This window comes from Comamonas sp. SCN 65-56, assembly GCF_001724135.1.
Lineage (GTDB): Bacteria > Pseudomonadota > Gammaproteobacteria > Burkholderiales > Burkholderiaceae_C > Comamonas_C.
Map to the genome: position 1 here is coordinate 279,974 of NZ_MEDS01000025.1, position 22,895 is coordinate 302,868.

Below are 22,895 nucleotides of genomic sequence, written 5' to 3' on the forward strand. Positions count from 1 at the left end.
GTCAATCTCCCAGGTAGGCGCTGCGCACGACCGGGTCGGCCTGGATGTCGGCGGGCGTGCCGCTGGCAATCACCGCGCCCTCGGCCAGCACCACGATGCGCCGCGCCAGGCGAAACACCAGATCCATGTCGTGCTCGATGATCAGGACAGCAAGCTCTGGCGGCAGTGCATCGAGCGCGGCCAGCAGGCGCGCGCCTTCGCCTTGGGGCACGCCTGCCATCGGCTCGTCCAGGAGCAAGACCTTGGGCTTGAGCGCCATGGCCAGTGCCAGCTCCACCAGGCGCTGCTCGCCGTAGGCCAGCCTCTCGGTCGGCCAGGCGGCTCTCTCACCCAAACCGAGCGCATCCAGAATGCCTTGCGCCTCCTGCGCCAGCAATGGGTAGTCGTCAATCGAGCGCCAGAAGCGCCCGGTCAGGTCGGAACGCTCGAACAGCGCCAACTCCACCTGACGCCTGACCGCCAGATGCGGTGCCAGCGTGGTGATCTGAAAGGTGCGCACCAAACCCTTGCGCACGCGCTCGGCCTGGCTCAGACCGGTCACGTCGTGCGATTGCAGGTGCACTGAGCCACTGCTGGGCGCGACCGTGCCGCTGATCTGGTTGACCAGCGTGGTCTTGCCCGCACCATTGGGGCCAATCAGCGCCAGGCGGTCACCGCGCGCCAGTTGCAGCGACACATCGCGCGTGACATGCAAGCCACCGTAGTGCTTGTCCAGGTGCCTGACCTCCAGCACGACCGCGCTCATGCTGTCCTCCGTGCCTGAAACCGCAGCCACAGCGCCCGCCATTGACGCGGCGGAAAGATCACCACGATCATCAGCGCGCCACCAATCACGAACAGCCAGTGGTAGGGATTGATCGATGCGGCCGTGTGGTGCAAGAGCGTGAAGACCACGGCGCCGATCACGGCTCCATTGAGCGTGCCGGTGCCGCCCAGAATCAGCATCACCAGAATCTCCGCCGACAGCGCAAACGACAGACTGTCCAGCGCCACGATTCCGTTGATCTGCGCCGACAGCGCCCCGGCGACACCGGCCAGCGCGCCGGCAAACACGTACATGCCCAGCAGGCGCTTGAACACCGGCGTGCCCAGGGCCGCCATGCGCGCGCGGTTTTCGTGGACGCCGCGTACCGCCAGACCAAACGGCGACTGCACCAGGCGCTTGGCGAGCCAAAAACCGATGCCCAGCACGGCGATGACGTAGAGCGCGCCGATACGCCCTTCCAGATCGAACTCGAAGACGCCGAACAGAGGCGACATCGTGAAATTGCTCAGCCCGTCGTCCCCACCCGTCCACGGGCGCATCTTCTGGGCCAGGTTCGCGCAGATCTGCACCACCGCCACGGTCAGCATGAGGAAGGTAAACCCCTGGTAGCGCAGGAGAAACAGGCCAGTGATCAACGCCAGGCTCGCGCCCACCCCCATGGCAACGACCAACCCCAGCAAGGGATCTCCGGAAACGCGCCCGGCAAAAATGCCTGCCGCATAGGCACCCACGCCGAAGAAGGTGCCATGACCCAGGGTGGCGAGCCCCGCGACGCCTACCACCAGATCGAGCGATACGACGAGCAGCGCCATGATGGCAATGTGGCTGAGCAGCCCCAGCTGGTCGGGAAACAAGACCCAGGCCAGCCCGGCCACGATCACCGTGAGCAAGGGTGCACGCCAGGCGGGCGCCTGTGCCAGCGCATTCGCCGAACGAAAAGAAAATAGCTGCATGCGCTTTACCGCCTCAAAAGGCCATTGGGCCGCCAGACGAGCAACAGAGCCATGGCGACGAAGAACGCAATCGAGCCCCAGCCCTCGGTGAAATAGTTGGTCGCCGTCTCCAGCATGCCCAGCAAGACGGCAGCGGCCAGCGCCCCCATCAGGCTGCCCATGCCGCCCACGGCCACCACCACCAGCACCAGCACCAGGTACTTGAGCGCGTAATAAGGCTCCAGCGGCATCAGCTCCGCGCCGAGGACACCGCCGAGCGCCGCCAGCCCCGCGCCAAAGGCAAAGGTGGCGCACTGCACGACCCGGATGGGAATGCCCAGCGTGGCCGCCGTGGCCGGGTGATCGACTGCCGCACGCAGCCAGACACCAAAACGCGTCTTGCCGATCACCTGCGCCGACAGCAGCGCCACGGCTATGCCCACGAGCACCACGACGATGCGTTGCACCGGAATCACCCGGAACCCGAGATCCACCGATGCCGTCAGCGCTGCCGGCAGGGCAATGAGCTGCACCTGAGGGCCGGCAATGGCATTGATCGTCGCGATCAAGACGTAGGTCAGGCCGAAGGTGAACAGCACCTGGTCAAGCTCGGAGCGCCGGTAAAGATGGCGCAGGATCAACGCTTCCAGCACTGCGCCCACCAGCGCCGTCACGACCAGGGCGAGTGGCAGCGCAACGAAGAACGACCAGTCCCACTCGCGCGTCAGCGCTGCCGTGAGGTAGCCGCCGATCATGGCGAAAGCGCCATGCGCCAGGTTGATGAAACGCATCAACCCCAGCGTGATGGACATGCCGACGGCGATGATGAAGAGCACCATGCCGTAGGTCAGCCCATCGATCAGGATGTTTCCAAGCAATTGCATGGCCAGCGTATCCGGGTCGTTCGATGTGGACGGCGCTTATTTACCGAGGCCGTGGTCCGTCTGATCGCCGAAATCCACGATTTCCTTGTTGACCAGTTCGTTGCCGGCACGCTCCACCTCGCGCAAATAGACATGCTGCGTGATATGGCGGGTCTGTGGATCGATGTGCACCGGGCCGCGCGGGCTCTCCCACTTCAGCGCCTTGGCGGCCTCCAGCGCCTTCGCACCGTTCTTCTTGCCATCGGTGGCGGCAATCATCTTTTCGATGACATGCATGCCGTCCCAGGCACCTACCGAGGCGTAGTTGGCCACGGCGTTCTTGTCCTGCTTGGCCAGCGCCGCGATGAAGGTCCGGTTCGCCTGCGAATCGTGCGCGGCCGAGTAGTGAAACGATGTTTTCAGCCCCAGCGCCGCGTCGCCGAACTTCTGCAGATCGAACTCGTCCATCTCGGCGGTGGCGAGAAACTGGATACCCGCCTTGGCAAGACCGTTCTCGTTATAGCTCTTGACGAAGCCGAGATTGGGTGGGCCACCCGGCAAAAAGGTGTACACCGCCTGCGCGCCACTGGCCTTGATGCGCTGGATGAAGGGGCCAAAGTCGTTGGTCGCCATCGGCATGCGAATCGACTCCACCACCGTGCCGCCGCTCTTGGTGAATTCGGCTTTCCAGGCGGTCTCTGCATCGATGCCGGGACCGTAGTCCATCACCGCCGTCGCCACCTTGGTGATACCGTTTTTTGCCGCCCACTGCGCCAGCGGCACGGTCACCTGCCACAGGGTGTAACTGGTGCGCAGAAAGTACGGGCTCTTCTCGGTGATGGAAGACGTGGCGGCGTTGAAGATCACGGTCGGCGTCTTCGCCTGGGTAATCAACGGGGCAATGGCCATCGCGTTGGGTGTGAACACCAGCCCGCCGAGGTAATCCACCTTGTCCTTGACCAAAAGCTCTTGCACCAGGGTTTTGGTTTGCCCGGGGTTGGGGCCGCCGGTGTCGCGATAGATCAGTTCCACCTCCTTGCCCGCGAACTTGCCGCCCTGGCTTGCCACATAGGCCTCGGCGCCCGCCTTGAAGAGCACACCGTAGTGCGCGAACGGGCCGGAGAACGGACCCAGAATGCCAATCTTGACCGCGTCTGCGGCCAGAGCAGCGGATCCGACGGTGAGGGCAGCCGCCACGACAGCGGCACGCCGCCAGTTGAACAAGCTCATTGTTTGCTCCGAAGGGTTGGAAGACGACCGATGGCCAGGATCGGTTCAAGCGTCATTCGAACTAAGTTGCGAATGACACGAGTTGAAGTATCAACTAATTGCGTTTGCATATCAATCCGGGTTTTCCCTGAACGCGGTGGCACGCATTACCGGGCGATGCAGCGCGGCTGATCGTGCTGCCCGGATCACACCAGCGGCCGCAGAGCCCGCGCCGCTTCCTGCAGCAGCGGCAGCAGTTCCTGCCGCATCTGGCGTGGTGTCAGGCGCTGGGTCGCGGTCACGACGTTGAGTGCCGCCAGCACATGGCCCTGCATGTCGCGCAGCGGCACCGCCAGCGCCTGCACGCCCAGCTCATGCTCCTCGATCGCCAGGCAGTGGTCCTGTTCACGCACTGTGTCGAGCAGGGCCGTGAGCGCTGCGGGCGCGTGGGCGGTATGGGCCGTGAGGCGCTGCAGGTCGGCATTGGCCAGCCACTGGCGCAGCTCGGCCTCGGGCAGGGCCGCCAGCAACACGCGGCCGGTGGAGGTGGCATGCGCGGGCAGGCGCGAGCCCAGGTGCACGCCGTGCGCCAGCAGTCGATCGCCGCTTTCGCGCACGGCGCTGCGCGCGACGATCACGACGAAGTCGCCGTCGCGCACCGCGCAGGAGAACGACAGTCCGGTACGCGCGGCGAGCCGATGCAGCTCGGGCAGCACCACGCGCGGCAGCCGCGCCGAGGCCATGTAGGCACCGGAAAAGCGCAGCACCTTGGGCGCGAGCCAGAACCAGGAGCCGTCGGATTCAAGATAGCCCAGGTGCGCGAGCGTGAGCAGGTGCCGGCGCGCCGCTGCCCGCGTCAGGCCCGTGCGCTGCGCCGCCAGCGTGGCGTTCAGGCGCTGGCGCTCGGTGTCAAAGCTCTCGAGCACCGCAAGCCCCTTGGCGAGGCCGGCAATCGTGTCGGCAGGCGCCAACGGCGCACGAGGAGATCGGTCGGTCATGGTGCTGCCTCACGGTGAATGGTGGGATTTTGCGCGATCAGCGCAACGATTGCGCGATGATCGCGCAAACACGACGTCAGCCTGATGCGCTGCGCTCGTGGTTTGCCTACGCTTGCCGGTTGATCGCATCACCCCTACCGGAGACATCCACCATGCCCGCACCGCGCCACATTCCCGTCGTCATCATCGGAGCAGGCCCCTCCGGCCTGCTGCTGGGCCAGCTGCTCTACAAGGCCGGCATAGACAACATCATCCTGGAGCGCAAAAGCGCCGACTACGTGCTCAGCCGCATTCGCGCGGGCGTGCTCGAACAGGTGACGATGGATTTGCTGCACGAAGCGGGCGCGGCCGAGCACATGGACCGCGACGGCCTGCCGCACCACGGCATCGAGCTGTTGTTCGAGGGCAAGCGCCACCGCATCGACCTGCATGGCCTGACGGGCGGCAAGTCGGTGATGGTCTACGGCCAGACCGAGGTCACGCGCGACCTGATGCGGGTGCGCGCCGCCGAAGGCCTGACTACGGTGTACGAGGCGGCCAACGTGCAGCCGCTGGAATTCGACAGCGAGCAGCCGACGGTGCGCTACGAACACGACGGGCAAGTCCATGAAATCCGCTGCGATTTCATTGCCGGCTGCGACGGTTTTCATGGCGTCTGCCGCGCCAGCATCCCCGAAGACCGCATCCGCCATTTCGAGAAGGTCTACCCGTTTGGCTGGCTCGGCCTGATGAGCGACACGCCGCCGGTCAGCGACGAGCTGATCTATGTGAACAGCCCGCGCGGCTTTGCACTGTGCAGCCAGCGCAGCCACACGCGCAGCCGCTATTACCTGCAGGTGCCGTTGACCGACAAGGTAGAAGCCTGGAGCGACGATGCCTTCTGGGAGGAGCTCAAACGGCGCCTGGACCCCGAAGCGCGCGCGCGTTTGGTGACCGGCCCGTCCATCGAAAAGAGCATCGCGCCGCTGCGCAGCTACGTCGCCGAGCCGATGCGCTTCGGCCGCATGTTCCTTGCAGGCGACGCCGCGCACATCGTGCCGCCCACGGGGGCCAAGGGGCTGAACCTGGCGGCGTCCGACGTGGGTTTTCTCTCGCGCGCCTTCATCGACTACTACAAGAACAAGAGCGCGCACGGCATAGACCACTATTCCGAGCAATGCCTGCACCGCGTCTGGAAGGCCGAGCGTTTTTCCTGGTGGATGACCTCGCTGATGCACAACTTCCCCGAGGAAGGCGCTTTTCACACCAAGGTGCAGGAGGCTGAACTGGACTATGTGGTGAACTCCCGCGCCGCTTCCACCAGTCTGGCGGAGAACTACGTCGGCCTGCCGATGCGCTGAGGCACGGACAGCGCACGACAAACACAAAGCCCGTCGGCTGCGGAGCACAGCGGGCTTTGTTTGGAGTGCAGGCGATCAAAGCGACTTCAGGTATTCAACCAGATCGCTCTTCTGCGTCGCCGATAGGCCCAGGCTCTTGCGCGCGTTGTACATGTCCACCACTTCGGCAAGGTTGTCCGCCGAGCCATCGTGGAAGAACTTCTCGCCCAAGCTGGCCCGGAAACCGATCCCCGCAAGCGGCGAGGTCCGCCATTGCTGCGTGGCCGAGCGCTTCACGTAGTCCTGGTCGTTGGCGACGGAAGTGCCCTCGGCCGGGTGCAGCTTGCCTTGGGCGGCGTCGGTAAACGCATCACCCGCGTGGCAGCTGGCGCAGTTGGCCGCACCGCTGAACACCACTTGCCCGCGCGCCGCAGCGGCCGCGTCAAACGAGCCTGCGGGCGCCTTGGGCGCTGGCAGCGAGTATTGGTAGGCCTGCAATGCCGGCAACACACCGGTCACCCGGTCCGCCAGCTTGCCACCGTTGGTGTTGTCCACGTCGTGATAGCCGCCGAGCTTGCCCTGCAGTCGGCTGTCGGAGAACTTGCCTATGCCGCCCATCTGCGTCACGCTGACATAGCGGTTCCAGTACGCCACCGGGCCGGCCGGCTCATGCACGGCGTCGGCATCACCCGTGAAAATCGCCTTGGTCAAGGCCGCCAGACCATAGGCCGGCGGAATGACCGTGGGGTTGCTGATGCCGTCGAAATTCCAGCGCGGATCGTATTTGCCCGGGCCCCAGGAATTGAGCTGATCGCGTGCCGCCTTGTTCGCGTCGCCCGCGAGCGCCGGCGACAGCGCGATGATGGCGCCCGGATTCAGATCCCGATTGGGATGGCCGTCCAAGCGATGCCCCACCACCCCCTTGAGTGCTTTACCGATATCGCCGGGAAGGTCTTCTCTGGACACCGTCGAGTGGCACAGCGCGCAGGTGATGCCCATGCGATCCAGATGCTTCTTGCCGGCCGCATCCGTGCTGACCTCGCCCCTGATGCCCACCACGGCGTTCAACTCAAGCAATGCAAGCGTGCTTTGCGGGTCGTCCAGTGGCACATCCCCGGCCAGAATTGCTCCCGCCACGGCAGCCGGCAAGGCATCCAGATCGACCTTCACGCCGACCCCGGCCGCTGTCAGCGGGTCCACCGCTGCCTCGATCACCTCGTTCATCTTGAGCTGGTCGGTCCATTTGGCTTCGTCGCCAAACGTGTCGTTGCGAAACACATCCTGGCCCTGCCCAACAAGTTCCGGATGCAGGAACTGTGCTTGCGGCGGATCGGCCGGCGCCGGCGCCGGCGTGTTGTCATCACCACCACCAAAGCAGCCGCTCAGTCCCAGCGTTGCCGCAGCCGCAGACGCCAGCAACGCCGCCGTGAATACCGGGCGCTTCGCCCCGCGGCGCACGGTCGCAGGCCGTGATGTGCCATCGTTCTTTCGCATGTTCTCGCTCCTCAGATTTGTCGATACCGGATCCGCTTGGACAGGCACCATCAGCCCGCGCAAGGGCACTTGCACAGCGCGCACGCCTTTGCGTTTTCCAGCCGTTGGCATGGAGCGCAAACGCAGTGACCCGCCGTGTTTAGATGGCACCACTTCTAGATGCGTTTCAGGCTGAAGGCATGCGGCGCCGCGCCGCCAGGGCCGCACGGCACAATCGGCGCATGCTGCATTACCACACCGTCCCCGTCACGCCGTTCGCGCAGAACTGCTCCCTGCTCTGGTGCGACCAGACGATGCAGGCGGCCGTCATCGACCCAGGGGGCGATCTCGATCACGTCCTGGCGCAAGCGAAGCAGCGCGGGCTGGCACTGAAAGCCATCTGGCTCACGCATGCGCACATCGACCATGCCGGTGGCGCGGGCGAGCTGGCCGAGCGCCTGCAACTGCCCATCATCGGCCCGCAGGAGGGCGACCAGTTCTGGATCGACGGCCTGCCGCAGCAAAGCGCGATGTTTGGTTTTCCGCCCGCCCGGGCGTTCACCCCGACGCGCTGGCTGCACGACGGCGACGAGGTCACGATTGGCCACGAAACCCTGCGGGTGCGCCACTGCCCAGGCCATACGCCAGGCCACGTGGTGTTCCACGCGCCGCAGATAGAGCGCTGCTTCGTCGGCGACGTGCTGTTCGCGGGCAGCATAGGCCGCACCGACTTTCCCCAGGGCAACCACCAGCAGCTGATCGACAGCATCACCCAGCGCCTGTGGCCCATGGGGGATGGCACGGTGTTCATTCCTGGGCACGGGCCGGAGAGCAGCTTCGGGCAGGAGCGGCGCACCAATCCTTTTGTCGGCGGCACCTGAATCGATAGCTGCAAACGCTTGCAGGATGGGCGCAAACCAGCATTTTCAGCAAAAACCAAGGCTGCGCACACACGAGGCGTACACTGCACCACACACCGGTTTGCACCATGTTCATCACCCCGCCCCTGACCCGCAAACGCCGCTTCATCACGCGGCTGCGGCATTGCGGGCCTCCGGACCGGCAACACACCCTTGGTGTTGGTTGCTGGTACCCCATCGTCCGGAGCAGTGTTCGTGGCCTTCCTCTTTCGACCCCGTCTCATCGATGCCCTCGCGGGCTATGACCGCACGCGCCTGATCGCCGACCTCGGCGCGGGCCTGACGGTTGCCGTCGTCGCGCTGCCGCTGGCGATGGCGTTTGCGATTGCCTCAGGGCTCAAGCCCGAGGCCGGCATCTTCACCACCATCATCGCCGGCTTTCTCGTGGCGCTGCTGGGCGGCAGCCGGGTGCAGATCGGCGGGCCGGCCGGTGCCTTCATCGTCATCGTCTACGGCATCGTGCAGCAGTACGGCGTGGCCAACCTCATCATCGCCACCGCGCTTTCGGGCGTGCTGCTGTTTGCCATGGGTGTGCTGCGGCTGGGCACGCTGGTGCGCTTCATCCCGGTGGCGGTGATCACCGGCTTCACCAACGGCATTGCGGTGCTGATAGCGCTGTCGCAAATCAAGGATTTCCTGGGCCTCAGGATTGCCAGCATGCCGGCGGATTTTTTCGGCATGCTGGCGGCCTTGTGGGAGCACGCGCACACGCTCAATGGCTGGGCTCTGGGCATCGCGCTGGCGTGTCTGGCCATCATCGTGGTCTGGCAGCACGCCATGCCGTCGCTGGGGGCGCGCGCCCCGTTTTCCGGAAAACTCAATACCGTGCCTGGCGCCATCGTGGCGCTGGTGAGTGCTACGATCGCAGTAGCATGGTTCCAACTTCCGGTGGAAACCATTGGCAGCCGCTTCGGCGGCATTCCCGCAGCATTGCCGGCGTTTGCACTGCCGGATTTTTCGTGGGAGTCGGCGCGCTTCGTGCTGATGCCGGCGATCACGCTGGCGCTGCTGGGCGCGATCGAATCACTGCTGTGCGCGCGCGTGGCCGACGGCATGATCCAGGATCGGCATGACCCCAATCAGGAGCTGATGGCGCAGGGCATCGCCAACTTCGTCGTGCCCTTCTTCGGCGGCATGCCCGCCACCGGCACGATTGCGCGTACCGTCACCAATGTGAAAAGCGGCGCCACCAGCCCGGTCGCCGGCATGGTGCATGCGCTGGTGCTGCTGGTGGTGATTCTCGTGGCCGCGCCGCTGGCCAGCTCCATACCGCTGGCGTGCCTCGCCGCCATCCTGCTGCATGTGGCGTGGAACATGGGTGAGTGGCGCGCTTTTGCCCACCTGCGCCATCTCACCGTGCCCTACCGCGTCACGCTGCTGTCGGTGTTTTTTCTCACCGTGGTGTTCGATCTGACGGTGGCGGTGCAGGTGGGCATTCTCGCGGCCTGCGTGACCTTCATCTGGCGCATGGCCAAGCTCACGCGGGCCGAGCCGCTGGCGCCACCCGAGCTCCTCGACCTGGCTGGACAAGTGCATGCCTGGCGCCTCGTCGGGCCATTGTTCTTCGGCTCGACCGCCGCGCTGGAATCGATTCAGGATGCACTGCCCCAGCGGGCGCTGGTGCTGGATCTCTCGGGAGTGATCTACATGGACACGACCGGCGCCGACGCCCTGCTTGCGCTGCTGCACACCTGTGAAAAGCGCCGCATCCCGGTATTCGCCCACGGGCTCGCCGGACAAGCGGCAGACATGGCGCAGCGCAAATCGCTGCTTGATCAGCCCGGCGTCCAATGGCTGCCCGACCGTGCCAGCGCCATCGCGGCAGCGCGCGCGGCCTGTCAGTGACTCTTGAGGGCAACCAGGCCCTCAGGCACCGCAGCACTTCTTGTATTTCTTTCCGCTGCCACATGGGCATGGGTCGTTGCGGCCAATTTTTTCGCTGGCGATGGGCAGCGTGCGTGGCCCCAGGCTCAGGGCGATCGCGTAAAGGTCGTACACCGCCCAGATCGCCTCGCCAAAGGCCTCCACGCGCGCCTCGCTCACCGTCGGCGGGCCCTCCTCATCGTACAGATTGACGCTGGGCCGGCCTTGGTCGGCCTTGAGCAGCGCGCCCACGGTCCGGACCGCGGCGCGCATGTCGGCGGCGATCTCCTTGTCGCGCGGCAGCGTCCACTCTTCAGCCCAGTACTCGACGGCCGCGAGAAAACCCGCGGCCCAAGCCTGGGCGAACGCGGGCGGCATCTCGTCGGCGAACACTGTGTTGCGCTCCGACTCGGGCAGGCTCAGCAAAAAGCCCTGCCAATCCACCACGCCTGGCTCAAGCGCGCGCTCGTCGTCCAGCGCCTCGACCGGCGCCTCCAGCGCGGTGCGCACCTGTTCGGCGCGCTCCATCCAGTGCATCAGGAAATGCGTCTGCTCGCCGGGTGTGGCGAACACTGCGCCGGCGTCCATGCCGAACAGCATCGGCAGCCACTCGTCGCTGCCGACGGTGCGGCGCGTGCACAAGAGCGCGGTCATCACGCCTTCGCAAAACTCCCACTCGGGCACATGGCCGCCGTGGCGCTCGCTCAGCATCTCGAGCGCCCCCTCCAGCGCCGCCAGTACGGCCCCGCTCGGGCTGACAAGCTCGCCGTCGGTCGCGACGGGCGGTGGGGCGGTGGGTTCAGTCGGCATGCGCAGTCCTCGGGTGAGCGCGCATGGTAACCGCGCGCTCAGCGCCTGCGCGTGCCCAGCCAGATCACCGTGCCGACGACGATCAGCGCCCCGGCAACCTGCACCGGCGCCACCGCCTGCCCCAGCACCAGCCAGGCGATCACCAGCGCAAACACCGGTTCGACGTTGAGAATGGCCGAATGGCCCACCACGCCCAGCCGCGGCAGGACGGTAAAGAGCAGCGTGATGCCGGTGCCGTACAACACCGTCAGCAGGCCCAGGCCCCACCACCCTTGCGGCCCCACCGGCAGCGCAAACCCGCCTTGCAACCCGGCCGCTGCGCCGGCCACCACGCCCACGACCGCCATGGAGATCAGGGTCCGCACCCGCCCATCGACAGCGCCGGCTTCGTGCTGCGTCAGCACCAGCGCCAGGCCGAACATGGCCGAGGCCGACAGCGCGCAGGCCACGCCCACCCCCATCGCACGCCACTGTCCGCCGGCACCCAGGCCCGACGCGTTGCCCAGCACATCCAGCGCCAGCACCAGGCCGCAGAGGATCAAGGGCATCGCCACCAGCACGGCACGCTGCGGGCGATGGCCGTACAGCACGCGTGCCCAGAATGCCGTCATCAGGGGAAAGGTATTGAACACCAGCAATGCCAAAGCCACCGGCAAGCGTGCGACCGCGGAATACAGCAACAGACTTTGCAGCCCCACCAGAACCCCGATGGCGACCAAGCCGCGGCGTTCGCGCCCGCTCAGGCGGTGTGCGATGCGCTGGTGCCAAACCAGCACGCCCACCACCAGCGCCGTGCCCAGGCTGCGAAAACTCACGGCCGTCGGGACGTTCACGCCATGGTCAAACGCCAGGCGCGCCGCTACATGGTTGCTCGCCATCAGCAAGGCGATGAGCAACAGCACCACAAAGCCGACCGCCACCGGCCGCCCCTTCACCGCCATGCCTCGCATCGCCCCGAAACCGACGGGCAAGGCAAACCACGCAGCGCGCCTTGCTCTTGAATGTTCAAAGGGAATCCCGGTTGCATCGATGGTGTCCGCGCCGCAAGTCAGATGCGCGGCAATGCAGCCGGCGCGGCGCGGCGCGGCTGGCATCTTCGCACACTCTAGGAGCCTGTCGGACTTGGAAATCGTCGGCTGCAAATCGACCGCAGCGGCCCATTTTTCACCGTCTTTTTGCCCAATAGCTCGGCTATTGGGCTGCAAATCCGGCAAATCCTAGTCGCGCCACATGCCGTACACCCCATCGGAAACGAAACTGGCACACTAGCCATCAGATGTCGCAACCGCGCGTCGCGCACGCGGCCAACCTTCCTCCTCCGCAGCCATCATGCTCATACAAATTCTTGTGGCACTTCTGTGCACCGCGCTCCTGGGCATCGTGTTGGCAGCCTATGTGTTGCGTGGCAAGTTCGCGCCCTGGACACTCTCGCCCCTGCACGCCCTGCTCGGCGTCATCAGCCTGGCCTTGCTGGTCGCCATGCTGCTGGAGGGGGCCGCGCCGACGCGCGCGCTCTATGCACTGATCCTGCTGCTGGTGGCCGCAGGTGGTGGTTTGCTATTGGTGTCGTATCACCTGCGCAACCGTCTGCCGCCCAGGATCATCGTCATCGCACACGCCGGCTGTGCCGTGGCCGGGTTTTTGACGCTGGCCAGTCTGCTGCTGCCATGAGGCGCCATCCACTGCACCCGGCCCTGGTGCACTTCCCCATCGCCTGCTGGACGCTGGCCGTGGTCGCCGATTTCGCCAGCCTGCGCTGGGGCGAGGCCGCCTGGCATTGGTCGGCCGGCCTGCTGACCGTGGGCTGCCTCATGGCCCTGGTCGCGGTGATCGCCGGCATGGCGGAGATTCCGAATGTGCCCGAAGGCCGGGCGCAGCGCACCGTGAACCTGCACATGGGTCTCATGCTGGTCGCGTTCACGCTGTTCGCCACCCGGTTGCTGCTGCGCATAGAGCACACCCAGCCACTGGCGCCGGATGCAACGGCGCTGGTGCTGGACGCCCTCGGTATCACCACTCTGGTGGCCGGCGGCTGGCTGGGCGCACAACTGGTCTACCGCCACGGGGTCGGCAGCGACAGCCCGCGCCCGTAAGCCAGGCACTGCCGACCGTTCCCATTCAAACACCTCTGGAGGAATCCCCAATGCTCATGCATGCCTCACCCACAGCCAACGCTGGCGAAGGCGCCGCACAGGCGCAAACGGCCTCGGAGCGCATCCGCTACCGCCTCGTCAACGCCGGACAGCGCTTTTTTGCCAACGACAACATCGCCGATTTCATCGAAGACGGCGAGATGGACGAGCTGCGCGACGAAGTGCAGGCCAGGATGCAGGAGGTGCTGCGCGCGCTGGTCATCGATACCGACAACGACCACAACACCGGCGACACCGCGCGGCGCATGGCCAAGCTGTATCTGGATGAGGTGTTTGGCGGGCGCTACGAGACCGAGCCGCAGGTCACCGCGTTTCCCAACGTGTCACGGCTCGATCAGCTCATGATCGTCGGCCCGCTCAGCGTACGCAGCGCCTGCTCGCACCACCTGTGCCCGATCGAGGGCAAGGTCTGGATCGGCGTGCTGCCCAACCCGGCGTCGGACCTGATCGGCCTTTCGAAATACGCGCGCATCTGCGACTGGATCATGCGCCGCCCGCAGATTCAGGAAGAAGCCATCACCATGCTGGCCGATGAGCTCGAGCGCCGCGTCAAACCCGATGGCCTGGCGGTGGTGATGCAGGCCAGCCACGCCTGCATGCACTGGCGCGGCGTGAAGGACAACGGCGCGAAGATGACCAACTCCATCATGCGCGGCGCCTTCCTCACCAATGAGGCGCTGCGGCGCGAGTTTCTGAGCCTGGCGCGAGTGCAGGACTGACGCCGCTCAGGTTTCCTTGCTGATTTTGATGGTCGGAAACGCCGGCTGCTCGCCGCCGCTGCGTGCGGCGATGGTGCTCGCAAGCTGGCGCGCAATCGCCTTGTAGATGCCACTCACCTCGCTGTCCGGCTCGGCCGCCACCGTGGGCTTGCCCGAATCGGTCTGCTCTCGGATCGAAAGCGCCAGCGGCAGCGCGCCCAGGTAGGGCATGCCGTACTTCTGCGCCAGGTTCTTGCCGCCATCCGCGCCGAAGATGTGCTCGGCATGACCGCAGTTGCTGCAGACATGCACCGCCATGTTCTCGACGATGCCCAGAATCGGCACGCCCACCTTCTGGAACATGGTGATGCCCTTCTTGGCGTCGATCAGCGCGATGTCCTGCGGCGTGGTGACGATCACCGCACCGGTGAGCGGCACCTTCTGCGCCAGCGTGAGCTGGATGTCGCCGGTGCCCGGCGGCATGTCGACGATCAGGTAATCCAGGTCGTACCAGTGCGTCTGCATGATGAGCTGCTCCAGCGCATTGCTCGCCATCGGGCCGCGCCAGACCATGGCCTGCTCGTCGCTCACGAGAAAGCCGATGGAGTTGATCTGCAGCCCCATCGCGCGCTTGGGCTCCATGTGCTTGCCGTCCAGCGTCTCGGGCTTGCCCGAGGTGCCGGTCATCAAGGGTTGGCTGGGCCCGTAGATGTCGGCATCCAGCAGCCCCACCTGCGCACCCTCGGCCACCAGCGCCAGCGCCAGGTTCACCGCCGTGGTGCTCTTGCCCACGCCGCCCTTGCCCGAGGCGATGGCGACGATGTTCTTCACCCCCGGAATCTGGCGCGCGCCGCGCCCCGCCACCTGCGACATCACCTTGCTGGTGATGGTCACCGACACGTTGGCCACGCCCGGCAGGCTCCGCGCCGCCGCTACCAGCGCGCTGCGCAACTGCGGCACCAGGCTTTTGGCGGGGTAGGCCATCTCCACGTCAAAGGCCACATCGCCTCCCGTGATCTGCGGGTTGCGCAGCGTCTGCGGAGTGACGAAGGTGGCGCCCGACAGCGGGTCTTTCACGCTGGCGAGCGCTGCCAGCAAATCCTGTTCGGTGATGGCCATTGGATCGTGTCCCCTGTTCTGTTTGGAAGGTACGGCTAGTCTAGCCAAGCCGCCGTGCCAATGGGTCGAGTGAGGGAATGCACGCGAAATGCCTGAGCGGTGACCTGTCTCAGGCCCCTTCCCCCTCCGGGGCTGAAGGCTGCGGCTCCAGTTCCGCGAGTGCGGAACTGGACAGCCTGAAGAGCGGCGGCGTCTCGCCGCCAGCACCGAGGCAGGGATGGGGGCTTGCATGCGCACAGCGCTGCTCTTCGGGCTCCGCAGCCCCCACCCCTACCCTCCCCCAGAGGGGGAGGGAAAACAGCCTCCAAAACCCATTCAACGAGCGTATAAAGCTACGTTTTCAGAAGCATTCCAGGTCGCCTGCTGCGTGATCGAAAATAGCCCCATCCCCCCGCTGCATTTGCCCCTTGGCCCCGAACCACCCCATCCGCCCCGCAGACATCGCGCAGTTCGACACGCTGATCGACGCCCGCTCGCCCGCCGAATTCGCCGAGGACCACCTGCCCGGCGCAATCAACTGCCCGGTGCTCGACGATGCCGAGCGCGCCATCGTCGGCACGCTGCACGCGCAGCAGGGCGCGTTCGAGGCGCGCCGCGTCGGCGGTGCGATGGTCGCGGCGCACCTGGCCGAGCACCTGCGCGGCGCCTTTGCCGAGCGCCCCCCCGGCTGGCGCCCGCTGGTGTATTGCTGGCGCGGCGGCATGCGCAGCGGCGCCATGGTGCAATGGCTGCGCCTCGTCGGCTGGAAGGCGGAGCAGCTCACCGGTGGCTACAAGGCGTTTCGCCGCCACGTGATCGAACAGCTCGATGCGCTGGTGCCGCGCCTGCAGATCCGCGCCATCGTCGGCGCCACCGGCTCGGCCAAGACGCGCATCCTGCACGCGCTGGCGGCGCAGGGCGCCCAGGTGCTCGATCTTGAAGGCCTGGCGTGCCACAAGGGCTCGCTGCTGGGCAACCTGCCTGGCGTTGCGCAGCCCACACAAAAACACTTCGAAACGCAGCTCTGGTCTGCGCTGACAGCTATGGATTTGTCCAGCACCGTCTATGTCGAGGGCGAGAGCGCACGCATCGGGCGCCTGTCGCTGCCGCCGCTGCTGGTGCAGCAGTTGCGCAGCGCGCCCTGCACCGAGATCGTCGCCTCCCCCGAAGAACGCCACGGGTATCTGCTGCGCGACTACGCCTACCTGGGCGATGACCCTGCGCTGCTGTGCGAGCGGCTCGGCCTGCTGGTGGAGATGCACGGGCACGAGGTCATCGCGCGCTGGCAGGCCTGGGCCCGCGAGGGGCAGCTAGCGCCCCTGTTTGACGAGCTGATGCGGCTGCACTACGACCCGCACTACGGGCGTTCGCAAGCGCGCAATTTCCGCCAGTGGGACCGCCGCACGCAGGTGCCGGCACCCGATCTTTCGGAGGCGGGAATCGCCGCACTCGCCAGCCAGATTCTGCGCAGCCAAGCAGCCGCCGCCTAAAATCGCCCCACCCAGCCTCTGGATGAACACCATGACCCGCTGCCGCCACTTCACCGCCGCCATCGCCGCCCTGGGCCTGCTGCTCGCCGCCCTGCCCGCCAGCGGCCAGCAACAGCCGCTCGCCACCACGGGTGCAGCGGCGCGCAACTTCCCGGCCAACGCACTGCGCGGTTCGGTCACTTTTGTCTCCGGCAACAAGCTGCTGCTCAACGGCAACGCCGTGCGCAGCGCGCCGGGCCTGCGCGTCTTTGACGCCAGGAACCGCCTCGTCATGCCAGGCACCCTGCGCGGCAACACCTACACCGTGCACTATGTGATGGAAGCCTCGACGCAGATGCTGCACACCGTCTGGCTGATCACCGAGACCGAGGCCGCCAAGCCGCGCGCGGCGCCCGGCATGGTGGTGCGCAACTTCAAGTTCGAATCCGAACTCCCCGAGCCGCGCCAGCAGCGCTGAGCCGGCCGCCCCCCCCGCGCAGCGGCCCGGCGCGGCCGCACGTTCGCTTTTGTCAAGAGAATCCTCCATGAGCAAGAAAGTCTTCATCAAAACCTTCGGCTGCCAGATGAACGAGTACGACTCGGGCAAGATGCTCGACGTGCTGGCCGACACCAAGGGCTACGAAGCCACCGACAACCCCGACGAAGCCGATCTGGTGCTGTTCAACACCTGCTCGGTGCGCGAGAAGGCACAGGAAAAGGTCTTCAGCGACCTCGGCCGGGTCAAGCACCTCAAGGACAAGGGCGTGCTGATCGGCGTGGCCGGTTGCGTCGCCAGCCAGGAGGGCGAGGAAATCATCAAGCGCGCGCCCTACGTCGACCTGGTCTTCGGCCCGCAGACCCTGCACCGCCTGCCGCAGATGCTGGACGCACGCCTGCGCGACAACCACCCGCAGGTGGACGTGAGCTTTCCCGAGATCGAGAAGTTCGACCATCTGCCGCCCGCGCGCACCGAAGGCTGCACCGCCTATGTCTCCATCATGGAAGGCTGCTCCAAATATTGCAGCTACTGCGTCGTGCCCTACACGCGCGGCGAGGAAATCAGCCGCCCGCTGGAAGGCGTGCTGCTGGAGGTGGCAGAACTTGCCGAACAAGGCGTGAAAGAAGTGACGCTGCTGGGGCAAAACGTCAATGCCTACCGCGGCGCCATGGGCGAGAGCGGAGAAATCTGCGACTTTGCGCTGCTGCTGGAATACGTGGCCGAGATCCCCGGCATAGAGCGCATCCGCTACACCACCAGCCACCCCAACGACTTCACGCCACGCCTGATCCAGGCCTACGCACGCATCCCCAAACTGGTGAGCCACCTGCACCTGCCGGTGCAGCACGCGAGCGACAAGATCCTGAGCTACATGAAGCGCGGCTACACCATCGCGCAGTACAAAAAGACCATTGCCGCGCTGCGCGCCGTGCGCCCCGAGATGGCCATAGGCAGCGACTTCATCATCGGCTTTCCGCGCGAGAGCGAAGACGACCACGCGCAACTGCTGGCGCTGATCGAGGAGCTGCGCTTTGACAACTCGTTCTCCTTCATCTTCAGCCCGCGCCCCGGCACGCCCGCAGCCAGCCTGCGCGACGACACCCCGCGCGACGTCAAGGAGCGCCGCCTGCACGAGGTGCAGGCACTGCTCAACCGCCAGATGCACGAAATCAGCGAAGAGCGCGTGGGCACGGTGCAGCGCATCCTGGTGGAAGGCCCCAGCAAGCGCGACGCCGCCGAACTGCAAGGGCGCACCGACTGCAACCGCGTGGTGAACTTCCCCGGCCGATCGAGGTGCGCATCACCGAGGCGCGCAGCTTTACGCTCAGGGGCGAGGCAGTGGTGAAAGCGTACGCGCTGGATCGCGCAGGCTGACCAAGCACCGCTACCAGGCCGTAGGCATTCCTGCCGAATTCGAGCTGCCGGGTGACCGCGTGCTGATTCATCGCGAGGGCGCCAGGCTCATCATCGAGCCCGTGACCCGCCCCAGCAACATCTTTCGGTGGATTCCATACGGCGCCCAGACTCAAGGTCACAAGCCAAAACACCTGGCTCAAATTTGCGTCGGCATCACGTCAAAAAGCGGCTCGGTTTTCGATCGGCGTCAACAGCCTCCTTCAGCAGCTGATCCCAATCGTCGGGCGGATGACCGCTGGCCAGCATTTTCCGGAAGACCCGGTATGCATCGTCATCGCTTTCGCAGGCACGTTTCGTGTCCTCATCGTTGACCCAAACCAGCACGATGACTTTGCTGGGTGCGTGGTAGCGAAAAAACAAGCGGTACTGCTGGAAAAATTTGGCTCGAAACCAATGCTTGTAGTCGCCACCAAGCGTGTTCCCCTGCCGATAATCCGACCGCATCGGGTCTTGCGGGATGATATCGAAAGCCAGCTTGGTGATTGCCGCCAGTCGCTTGCTGGCGTTCTTCTTCACATACCCAACCGGGTCTTTCTGCTTGAGAGCCCCGACCTCCTGGACCAGTGCTGCAAGCTGAGCCAGAAACAGCGGGTGGGCGAAAACCGCCCATCCGTGGATGAGCAAAGGGGCGGGCTTGTTATCGCTCATTCATCGTCCGCCGACAAAGTGGCATCGAGATCGACGTCGATACCACCAGTCAGCGACTGGAGGCGCTGCACGAAGCGGGCGTCAACGGCCTGTAGACGCTCCGGATGGTTGGCAATGTCACGGGCCAGGAAGCCCAGAAACTGACCGAGCAGCGGATCGTCAGCTTCGGATGCCTCGGCGCGGGTCAACACGACCTCGCCGCCAGGGCGAATCGTGTAGTGGATTTTGTCGCGTTTGCCGAGCCTGAGAGCGCGGCGCACGGTCTCCGGGACCGTGGTCTGGTACCGGTCAGTCAGTGTGGATTCGACTTCGAGGGTGGCAGACATGGCGTTCTCCAAGTAAAGAGGTGAATATTTTGTATGGTAATGCAATTTCCTTGCCACACCAATGCAAATGCATTGTCATCGCCCGTTGGCACCGTACAAATCGAAATCGGACAAACAAGCCAAGCTGGCAACAACCCCCGGGTTGATCTAAACGGATCCCGTGCATACCACAACCACCCTTGACCCACTTGTGTCCGAGCTCGAGACTCAGGAGCAGGCAAACAGCTATGACCGATGGCTTCAACGCGAGGTGCAGGAAGCCATCGACAGTAAAAAACCCCGCGTTCCGCACGATCAGGTCATGGCGCAGATGTGGGAAGCCATTGAACGGCGCATCCCCAAAGCCCCCATCTGATGCCATCCATCGTCTGGGCGGACGAGGCGCGCTCGGATCTGCTCGACATCGTGGCCTACGTTGCTGAACGCAACCCATCGGCTGCCGTGAAATCGTGGTCCGCCGCAACTACATCGTGGTTTACCGGGTGACGGATGAGGCGATCGAAGTGCTGCATGTCAAGCACACCCGGCAGCAGTACCCGGGGTAGTGGAATGGCAGAGCTGGCACGTGCCAGTGGTCTGACGCGCGAGGCGCTGTACAAGGCGCTACGCCCTGGCGCCCAACCGCATTTCGATACGGTGTCCCGTGTCTGCATGGCACTCAGCGGCAAGCTGGTGGCTCAGGTGGCTCATGCGTAGCCTCGGTTTCTCATCCGTGGCCTGACACGGGGCACCTCCTCGAGATTGCCTGTTTTCTTCTGATTTGATAGTGCCACGCGCTTGTCAGGCATGGGTTAGCGGCCTGTTTGATACCTAATAAAACCCATCCACCGGCGCATACCCCACCACATTCATCCCTGTATCCAGCAGCGTTGCATTTCTTCGTTTGCGACGACTCCGTGACGGATGTCGCAGGCTGGTGGCAGCCGAAAGCCTTCGCGAGGTAAGGGCATGGGATACTGCTTCAGAGAGTTCGATTCAAAGTCCAACTTCATCCACTGAAATGTTCCAACGTCTGCGCTCCCTCATCAAGAAAGAAGCCCACGGAATCCCTCTGCCGGTCAACGACCCGCGACCTGCCGATTTGCGCCAGAAGGCCAATCAGGCGATTGCGGAAGAAAAATGGGAACAAGCTGCAGATTTGTACTCGCAGGCATTGGAGCTCACGGACGACAAGGCGCCTCTCTACATTGGCCTCGGCTTCGCCCACCTGCAATCGGGTGGCTTCCCAGCGGCTGAACAAGCGCTGCGGCGTGGGCTGGCCCTCAATCCTCAAAGCACAGATGGCTGGCATCTGCTCGGGCTGGTTCAGACCGCGCTCCAGCATCCCGAACAGGCGGTGGAAAGCTGGCAACAAGCGCTGCGCCTCTCGCCCGACTTCATGCCCGCCTTTCTCGAATACGTGCCGCGCGCACTTGACCTGGGGCAACGGCAAGATGCGCTGGCCATCACAGAAAACGCCGTGCGGCGCAATCCGGCCCGCTTCGAATACCAGCTCTATCACGCCAATCTGCTGACGATCTGCCAACGCAGTGATCTTGCCATTGCGCACTACCTGCAGGCCCACCAACTGCAGCCCGACTCACATGCTGCCGCCATGGGTTTGGGCATGGCGTACCGCCACGTGGGGCAGCTCGATGAAAGCCTTGCCTGGACACAAAAGGCCATGGCACTGGCGCCGAACGATCCGCAAATTTTCAGCAACTATCTCTTCTTGCTGCAATCCAGCGCCACGACGAGCGCGGAGGAAAAGTGGCAAGCACACCAGCGCTATGCCGAATTGTTTGAAAAACCGCACCGCGCCAATTGGCCCGCGCATGCGAATGACAGAGACCCTGACCGCCGCTTGCGCATTGGCTACGTCTCGGGCGATTTTCGCGACCATGCGCTGCGCTTTTTCATCGAGCCCGTGCTGGCCCATCACGACCATGAACACTTCGAGATCTACTGCTTTTTCACCAGCGAAGCGCGTGATGAGCACACCGCCCGCTTGCGTGGCTATGCGGATCACTGGCTCGATTGCGCGCGCTGGAGCGATGACGCCCTCTACCAATACATTCTGGACCAGCAGATTGACATCCTGATTGATCTCTCGGGCCACACCGCGCACAACCGGCTACCCGTGTTTGCGCGCAAACCAGCGCCGGTGCAAATGAGCTGGTTGGGCTATATGGCAACGACGGGGCTAACCGCTATCGATTGGCGCATTACGGATGCGCAGCTTGACCCGCCCGGCATGACGGAGCGCTACCACAGCGAAAAACTGCTCAGGCTCCCGCTGGGCGCGGCCGTATTTACCGTAGGAGCCGATATTCCGGCGATCAACGCGCTCCCCAGCCTGTCGCCTGGAGCGCCATTCACCTACGGCTGTTTGCACAACCCATCGAAAATTTCCGACGCGGCATTGCAACTCTGGGCACGCATTCTCCAAGCCCAACCGGATGCGCGGCTGTTGTTTGGCAATTCCACAACCCCTTTTGAGCAAAAAATCCGGCAGCTCATGGGCAAGCACGGCGTGCAGCCTGATCAATTGCGCTTCATCCAGCGCCTGCCACTCAGGGAATATTACCTGCTGCACCACGATATTGACGTGATGCTCGATACCTTTCCCTACAACGGCGGCACCACCAGCCTGCACGCAGCGGCCATGGGTGTGCCAACCATTACCCTGCGCAGCCATGAATCCATTGCGCGCGTGGGAGAGGCGGTAATGCAGGCATATGGTTTGGAAGAATTTTGCAGCGACTCCACCGACCATTACGTGCAGTCCGCCATTCTGTGGTCAAAACGCAAAGAGCAACTCGCTTCTATTCGCCAGGACCTCAGTCAACGATTCAGGGCAAGCACCGTGCAATCGGCAATGCATTACACAGCGAACCTGGAATCCATTTGGCGGGAAATAGGGCAAGGAAAATAAAAAATGCCTGCTGGCTAGCAGCAGGCATTCGATTGGAAACTGGGCGAATCAAGCTTTAGCTGCGGCACTCTGCAGGAACATATTTATTGTTGGCTGCTGGTGTAGAGCACACCCACGAAACGCCGCCATCACTAGCAGTGGGAGTGAATGTCAGTACAACGCCCTTTGCAGCAGCGGTACCCGTGACTGTAAGAGTGCCGTTAGCACACGCGAACGCTGAGGTGTTCTTGGAGCTTGGTGGGACTGCGTTGTTGACACCATTGCACCAGCTAGCAGCTGCCGTGGTGGTGCCGCTATTTGCAATATTTTCCCCAACAGTGGCTTTCGCTCCAGACGCCAAAATTGCCAGCTCAGAGACGCGCGAACGCACCGTGTAATCCTGATACGCCGGCAGCGCCACGGCGGCCAAGATGCCGATGATCGCCACCACGATCATCAACTCGATCAGGGTAAAGCCCTGCTGCACTTTCTTCATCGTTTTCATATCCATTCCCTTGCTAAGTAGAGGTTGAGCCTTGGAG

At 64.4% G+C, this 22,895-nt stretch carries 25 protein-coding genes and 2 pseudogenes; 15 read left to right on the top strand and 12 right to left on the bottom strand.

Annotated elements, in window-relative coordinates:
• Nucleotide 1: 1 nt before the first annotated feature.
• The 5 genes from ABS45_RS14225 to ABS45_RS14245 form a co-directional block, all read right to left on the bottom strand.
• Entirely contained in the window at nucleotides 2-745 is a 744-nt protein-coding gene (locus ABS45_RS14225; protein ID WP_291556457.1) for an ABC transporter ATP-binding protein, read from the bottom strand.
• A complete protein-coding gene (locus ABS45_RS14230) occupies nucleotides 742-1,719 on the bottom strand; it encodes a branched-chain amino acid ABC transporter permease (protein WP_291556459.1) in 978 nt (325 codons plus the stop codon). The genes ABS45_RS14225 and ABS45_RS14230 overlap by 4 nt, the downstream gene beginning before the upstream one ends.
• A gap of 5 nt (nucleotides 1,720-1,724) precedes the next feature.
• Nucleotides 1,725-2,582 (bottom strand): branched-chain amino acid ABC transporter permease, encoded by an 858-nt coding sequence (locus ABS45_RS14235; RefSeq protein WP_291556461.1) that lies wholly within the window; start codon nucleotides 2,580-2,582, stop codon nucleotides 1,725-1,727.
• A 36-nt stretch (nucleotides 2,583-2,618) separates the two neighbouring features.
• Complete coding sequence (locus ABS45_RS14240; protein ID WP_291556463.1) at nucleotides 2,619-3,791, bottom strand: ABC transporter substrate-binding protein; 1,173 nt, start codon at nucleotides 3,789-3,791, stop codon at nucleotides 2,619-2,621.
• 185 nt (nucleotides 3,792-3,976) lie between these two features.
• The gene (locus tag ABS45_RS14245) at nucleotides 3,977-4,768 is read right to left on the bottom strand and encodes an IclR family transcriptional regulator C-terminal domain-containing protein (protein ID WP_291556464.1); all 792 of its coding nucleotides are present in this window, start codon (nucleotides 4,766-4,768) and stop codon (nucleotides 3,977-3,979) included.
• Nucleotides 4,769-4,920: 152 nt separating this feature from the next.
• Between ABS45_RS14245 and pobA the strand changes: the two genes are divergently transcribed.
• Complete coding sequence (pobA, locus tag ABS45_RS14250; RefSeq protein WP_291556466.1) at nucleotides 4,921-6,108, top strand: 4-hydroxybenzoate 3-monooxygenase; 1,188 nt, start codon at nucleotides 4,921-4,923, stop codon at nucleotides 6,106-6,108.
• Between the two features lie 75 nt (nucleotides 6,109-6,183).
• On the opposite strand, the gene ABS45_RS14255 is transcribed toward pobA, so the two are convergent.
• Nucleotides 6,184-7,581 carry a c-type cytochrome gene (locus ABS45_RS14255; RefSeq protein WP_291556468.1) on the bottom strand — a complete coding sequence of 466 codons (1,398 nt, stop codon included), beginning with the start codon at nucleotides 7,579-7,581 and terminating at the stop codon, nucleotides 6,184-6,186.
• A gap of 221 nt (nucleotides 7,582-7,802) precedes the next feature.
• On the opposite strand from ABS45_RS14255, the gene ABS45_RS14260 reads away from it, so the two are divergent.
• Nucleotides 7,803-8,441 carry an MBL fold metallo-hydrolase gene (locus tag ABS45_RS14260; protein WP_291556470.1) on the top strand — a complete coding sequence of 213 codons (639 nt, stop codon included), beginning with the start codon at nucleotides 7,803-7,805 and terminating at the stop codon, nucleotides 8,439-8,441.
• A gap of 228 nt (nucleotides 8,442-8,669) precedes the next feature.
• Nucleotides 8,670-10,325, top strand: a complete 1,656-nt coding sequence (locus tag ABS45_RS14265) for a SulP family inorganic anion transporter (protein WP_291557252.1) — start codon at nucleotides 8,670-8,672, stop codon at nucleotides 10,323-10,325.
• Nucleotides 10,326-10,346: 21 nt separating this feature from the next.
• Here ABS45_RS14265 and ABS45_RS14270 read toward each other — a convergent pair whose 3' ends face one another.
• Together ABS45_RS14270 and ABS45_RS14275 are read right to left on the bottom strand one after the other, a co-directional pair.
• Nucleotides 10,347-11,153, bottom strand: coding sequence for a UPF0149 family protein (locus ABS45_RS14270; RefSeq protein ID WP_291556472.1), 807 nt, complete (start codon nucleotides 11,151-11,153; stop codon nucleotides 10,347-10,349).
• A gap of 38 nt (nucleotides 11,154-11,191) precedes the next feature.
• Nucleotides 11,192-12,247 (bottom strand): DMT family transporter, encoded by a 1,056-nt coding sequence (locus ABS45_RS14275; protein ID WP_366246635.1) that lies wholly within the window; start codon nucleotides 12,245-12,247, stop codon nucleotides 11,192-11,194.
• A gap of 253 nt (nucleotides 12,248-12,500) precedes the next feature.
• Between ABS45_RS14275 and ABS45_RS14280 the strand changes: the two genes are divergently transcribed.
• The 3 genes from ABS45_RS14280 to ABS45_RS14290 are packed head-to-tail and all read left to right on the top strand — an operon-like array spanning nucleotide 12,501 to nucleotide 14,025.
• A complete protein-coding gene (locus tag ABS45_RS14280) occupies nucleotides 12,501-12,824 on the top strand; it encodes a hypothetical protein (protein ID WP_291556474.1) in 324 nt (107 codons plus the stop codon).
• Nucleotides 12,821-13,246, top strand: coding sequence for a DUF2231 domain-containing protein (locus ABS45_RS14285; RefSeq protein WP_291556476.1), 426 nt, complete (start codon nucleotides 12,821-12,823; stop codon nucleotides 13,244-13,246). Before ABS45_RS14280 ends, ABS45_RS14285 begins: the two co-directional genes overlap by 4 nt.
• 56 nt (nucleotides 13,247-13,302) lie before the next feature.
• The gene (locus ABS45_RS14290) at nucleotides 13,303-14,025 is read left to right on the top strand and encodes a GTP cyclohydrolase I (protein WP_291557258.1); all 723 of its coding nucleotides are present in this window, start codon (nucleotides 13,303-13,305) and stop codon (nucleotides 14,023-14,025) included.
• A gap of 6 nt (nucleotides 14,026-14,031) precedes the next feature.
• Here the strand turns inward: ABS45_RS14290 and apbC are convergent, their stop codons facing one another.
• Nucleotides 14,032-15,123 carry an iron-sulfur cluster carrier protein ApbC gene (gene apbC / locus ABS45_RS14295; protein ID WP_291556478.1) on the bottom strand — a complete coding sequence of 364 codons (1,092 nt, stop codon included), beginning with the start codon at nucleotides 15,121-15,123 and terminating at the stop codon, nucleotides 14,032-14,034.
• Nucleotides 15,124-15,530: 407 nt separating this feature from the next.
• Here apbC and mnmH point away from each other — a divergent pair, with 407 nt between their 5' ends.
• From mnmH to ABS45_RS14315, 4 genes and pseudogenes are all read left to right on the top strand, one after another.
• Nucleotides 15,531-16,592, top strand: a complete 1,062-nt coding sequence (gene mnmH, locus ABS45_RS14300) for a tRNA 2-selenouridine(34) synthase MnmH (RefSeq protein WP_291556480.1) — start codon at nucleotides 15,531-15,533, stop codon at nucleotides 16,590-16,592.
• Between the two features lie 22 nt (nucleotides 16,593-16,614).
• Nucleotides 16,615-17,049 carry a hypothetical protein gene (locus ABS45_RS14305; RefSeq protein ID WP_291556482.1) on the top strand — a complete coding sequence of 145 codons (435 nt, stop codon included), beginning with the start codon at nucleotides 16,615-16,617 and terminating at the stop codon, nucleotides 17,047-17,049.
• Nucleotides 17,050-17,116: 67 nt separating this feature from the next.
• Nucleotides 17,117-18,444 (top strand): annotated as a pseudogene (gene miaB, locus ABS45_RS14310) (tRNA (N6-isopentenyl adenosine(37)-C2)-methylthiotransferase MiaB).
• Nucleotides 18,441-18,566 (top strand): annotated as a pseudogene (locus ABS45_RS14315) (AbrB/MazE/SpoVT family DNA-binding domain-containing protein); the annotation flags it as partial. The pseudogenes miaB and ABS45_RS14315, both read left to right, overlap by 4 nt.
• A 73-nt stretch (nucleotides 18,567-18,639) precedes the next feature.
• On the opposite strand, the gene ABS45_RS14320 reads toward ABS45_RS14315, so the two are convergent.
• A complete protein-coding gene (locus ABS45_RS14320; protein ID WP_291556484.1) occupies nucleotides 18,640-19,134 on the bottom strand; it encodes a type II toxin-antitoxin system YhaV family toxin in 495 nt (164 codons plus the stop codon).
• The gene (locus ABS45_RS14325) at nucleotides 19,131-19,460 is read right to left on the bottom strand and encodes a type II toxin-antitoxin system PrlF family antitoxin (protein WP_291556486.1); all 330 of its coding nucleotides are present in this window, start codon (nucleotides 19,458-19,460) and stop codon (nucleotides 19,131-19,133) included. The genes ABS45_RS14320 and ABS45_RS14325 overlap by 4 nt, the downstream gene beginning before the upstream one ends.
• A 190-nt stretch (nucleotides 19,461-19,650) precedes the next feature.
• On the opposite strand from ABS45_RS14325, the gene ABS45_RS14330 reads away from it, so the two are divergent.
• The 5 genes from ABS45_RS14330 to ABS45_RS14350 all read left to right on the top strand — a co-directional run bounded on the left by ABS45_RS14330 (nucleotide 19,651) and on the right by ABS45_RS14350 (nucleotide 22,374).
• The gene (locus tag ABS45_RS14330; RefSeq protein ID WP_291556488.1) at nucleotides 19,651-19,815 is read left to right on the top strand and encodes a hypothetical protein; all 165 of its coding nucleotides are present in this window, start codon (nucleotides 19,651-19,653) and stop codon (nucleotides 19,813-19,815) included.
• Nucleotides 19,815-19,946: a type II toxin-antitoxin system RelE/ParE family toxin gene (locus ABS45_RS14335; RefSeq protein ID WP_291557303.1), complete on the top strand. Its 132-nt coding sequence runs from the start codon at nucleotides 19,815-19,817 to the stop codon at nucleotides 19,944-19,946. Before ABS45_RS14330 ends, ABS45_RS14335 begins: the two co-directional genes overlap by 1 nt.
• Nucleotides 19,943-20,005: a hypothetical protein gene (locus tag ABS45_RS14340; protein ID WP_291557260.1), complete on the top strand. Its 63-nt coding sequence runs from the start codon at nucleotides 19,943-19,945 to the stop codon at nucleotides 20,003-20,005. The genes ABS45_RS14335 and ABS45_RS14340 overlap by 4 nt, the downstream gene beginning before the upstream one ends.
• 4 nt (nucleotides 20,006-20,009) lie before the next feature.
• Nucleotides 20,010-20,156, top strand: coding sequence for a hypothetical protein (locus ABS45_RS14345; protein WP_366246636.1), 147 nt, complete (start codon nucleotides 20,010-20,012; stop codon nucleotides 20,154-20,156).
• Between the two features lie 304 nt (nucleotides 20,157-20,460).
• The gene (locus ABS45_RS14350; RefSeq protein ID WP_291556490.1) at nucleotides 20,461-22,374 is read left to right on the top strand and encodes a tetratricopeptide repeat protein; all 1,914 of its coding nucleotides are present in this window, start codon (nucleotides 20,461-20,463) and stop codon (nucleotides 22,372-22,374) included.
• A 55-nt stretch (nucleotides 22,375-22,429) separates the two neighbouring features.
• Here the strand turns inward: ABS45_RS14350 and ABS45_RS14355 are convergent, their stop codons facing one another.
• A complete protein-coding gene (locus ABS45_RS14355; protein WP_366246637.1) occupies nucleotides 22,430-22,858 on the bottom strand; it encodes a pilin in 429 nt (142 codons plus the stop codon).
• Between the last annotated feature and the right edge of the window lie 37 nt (nucleotides 22,859-22,895).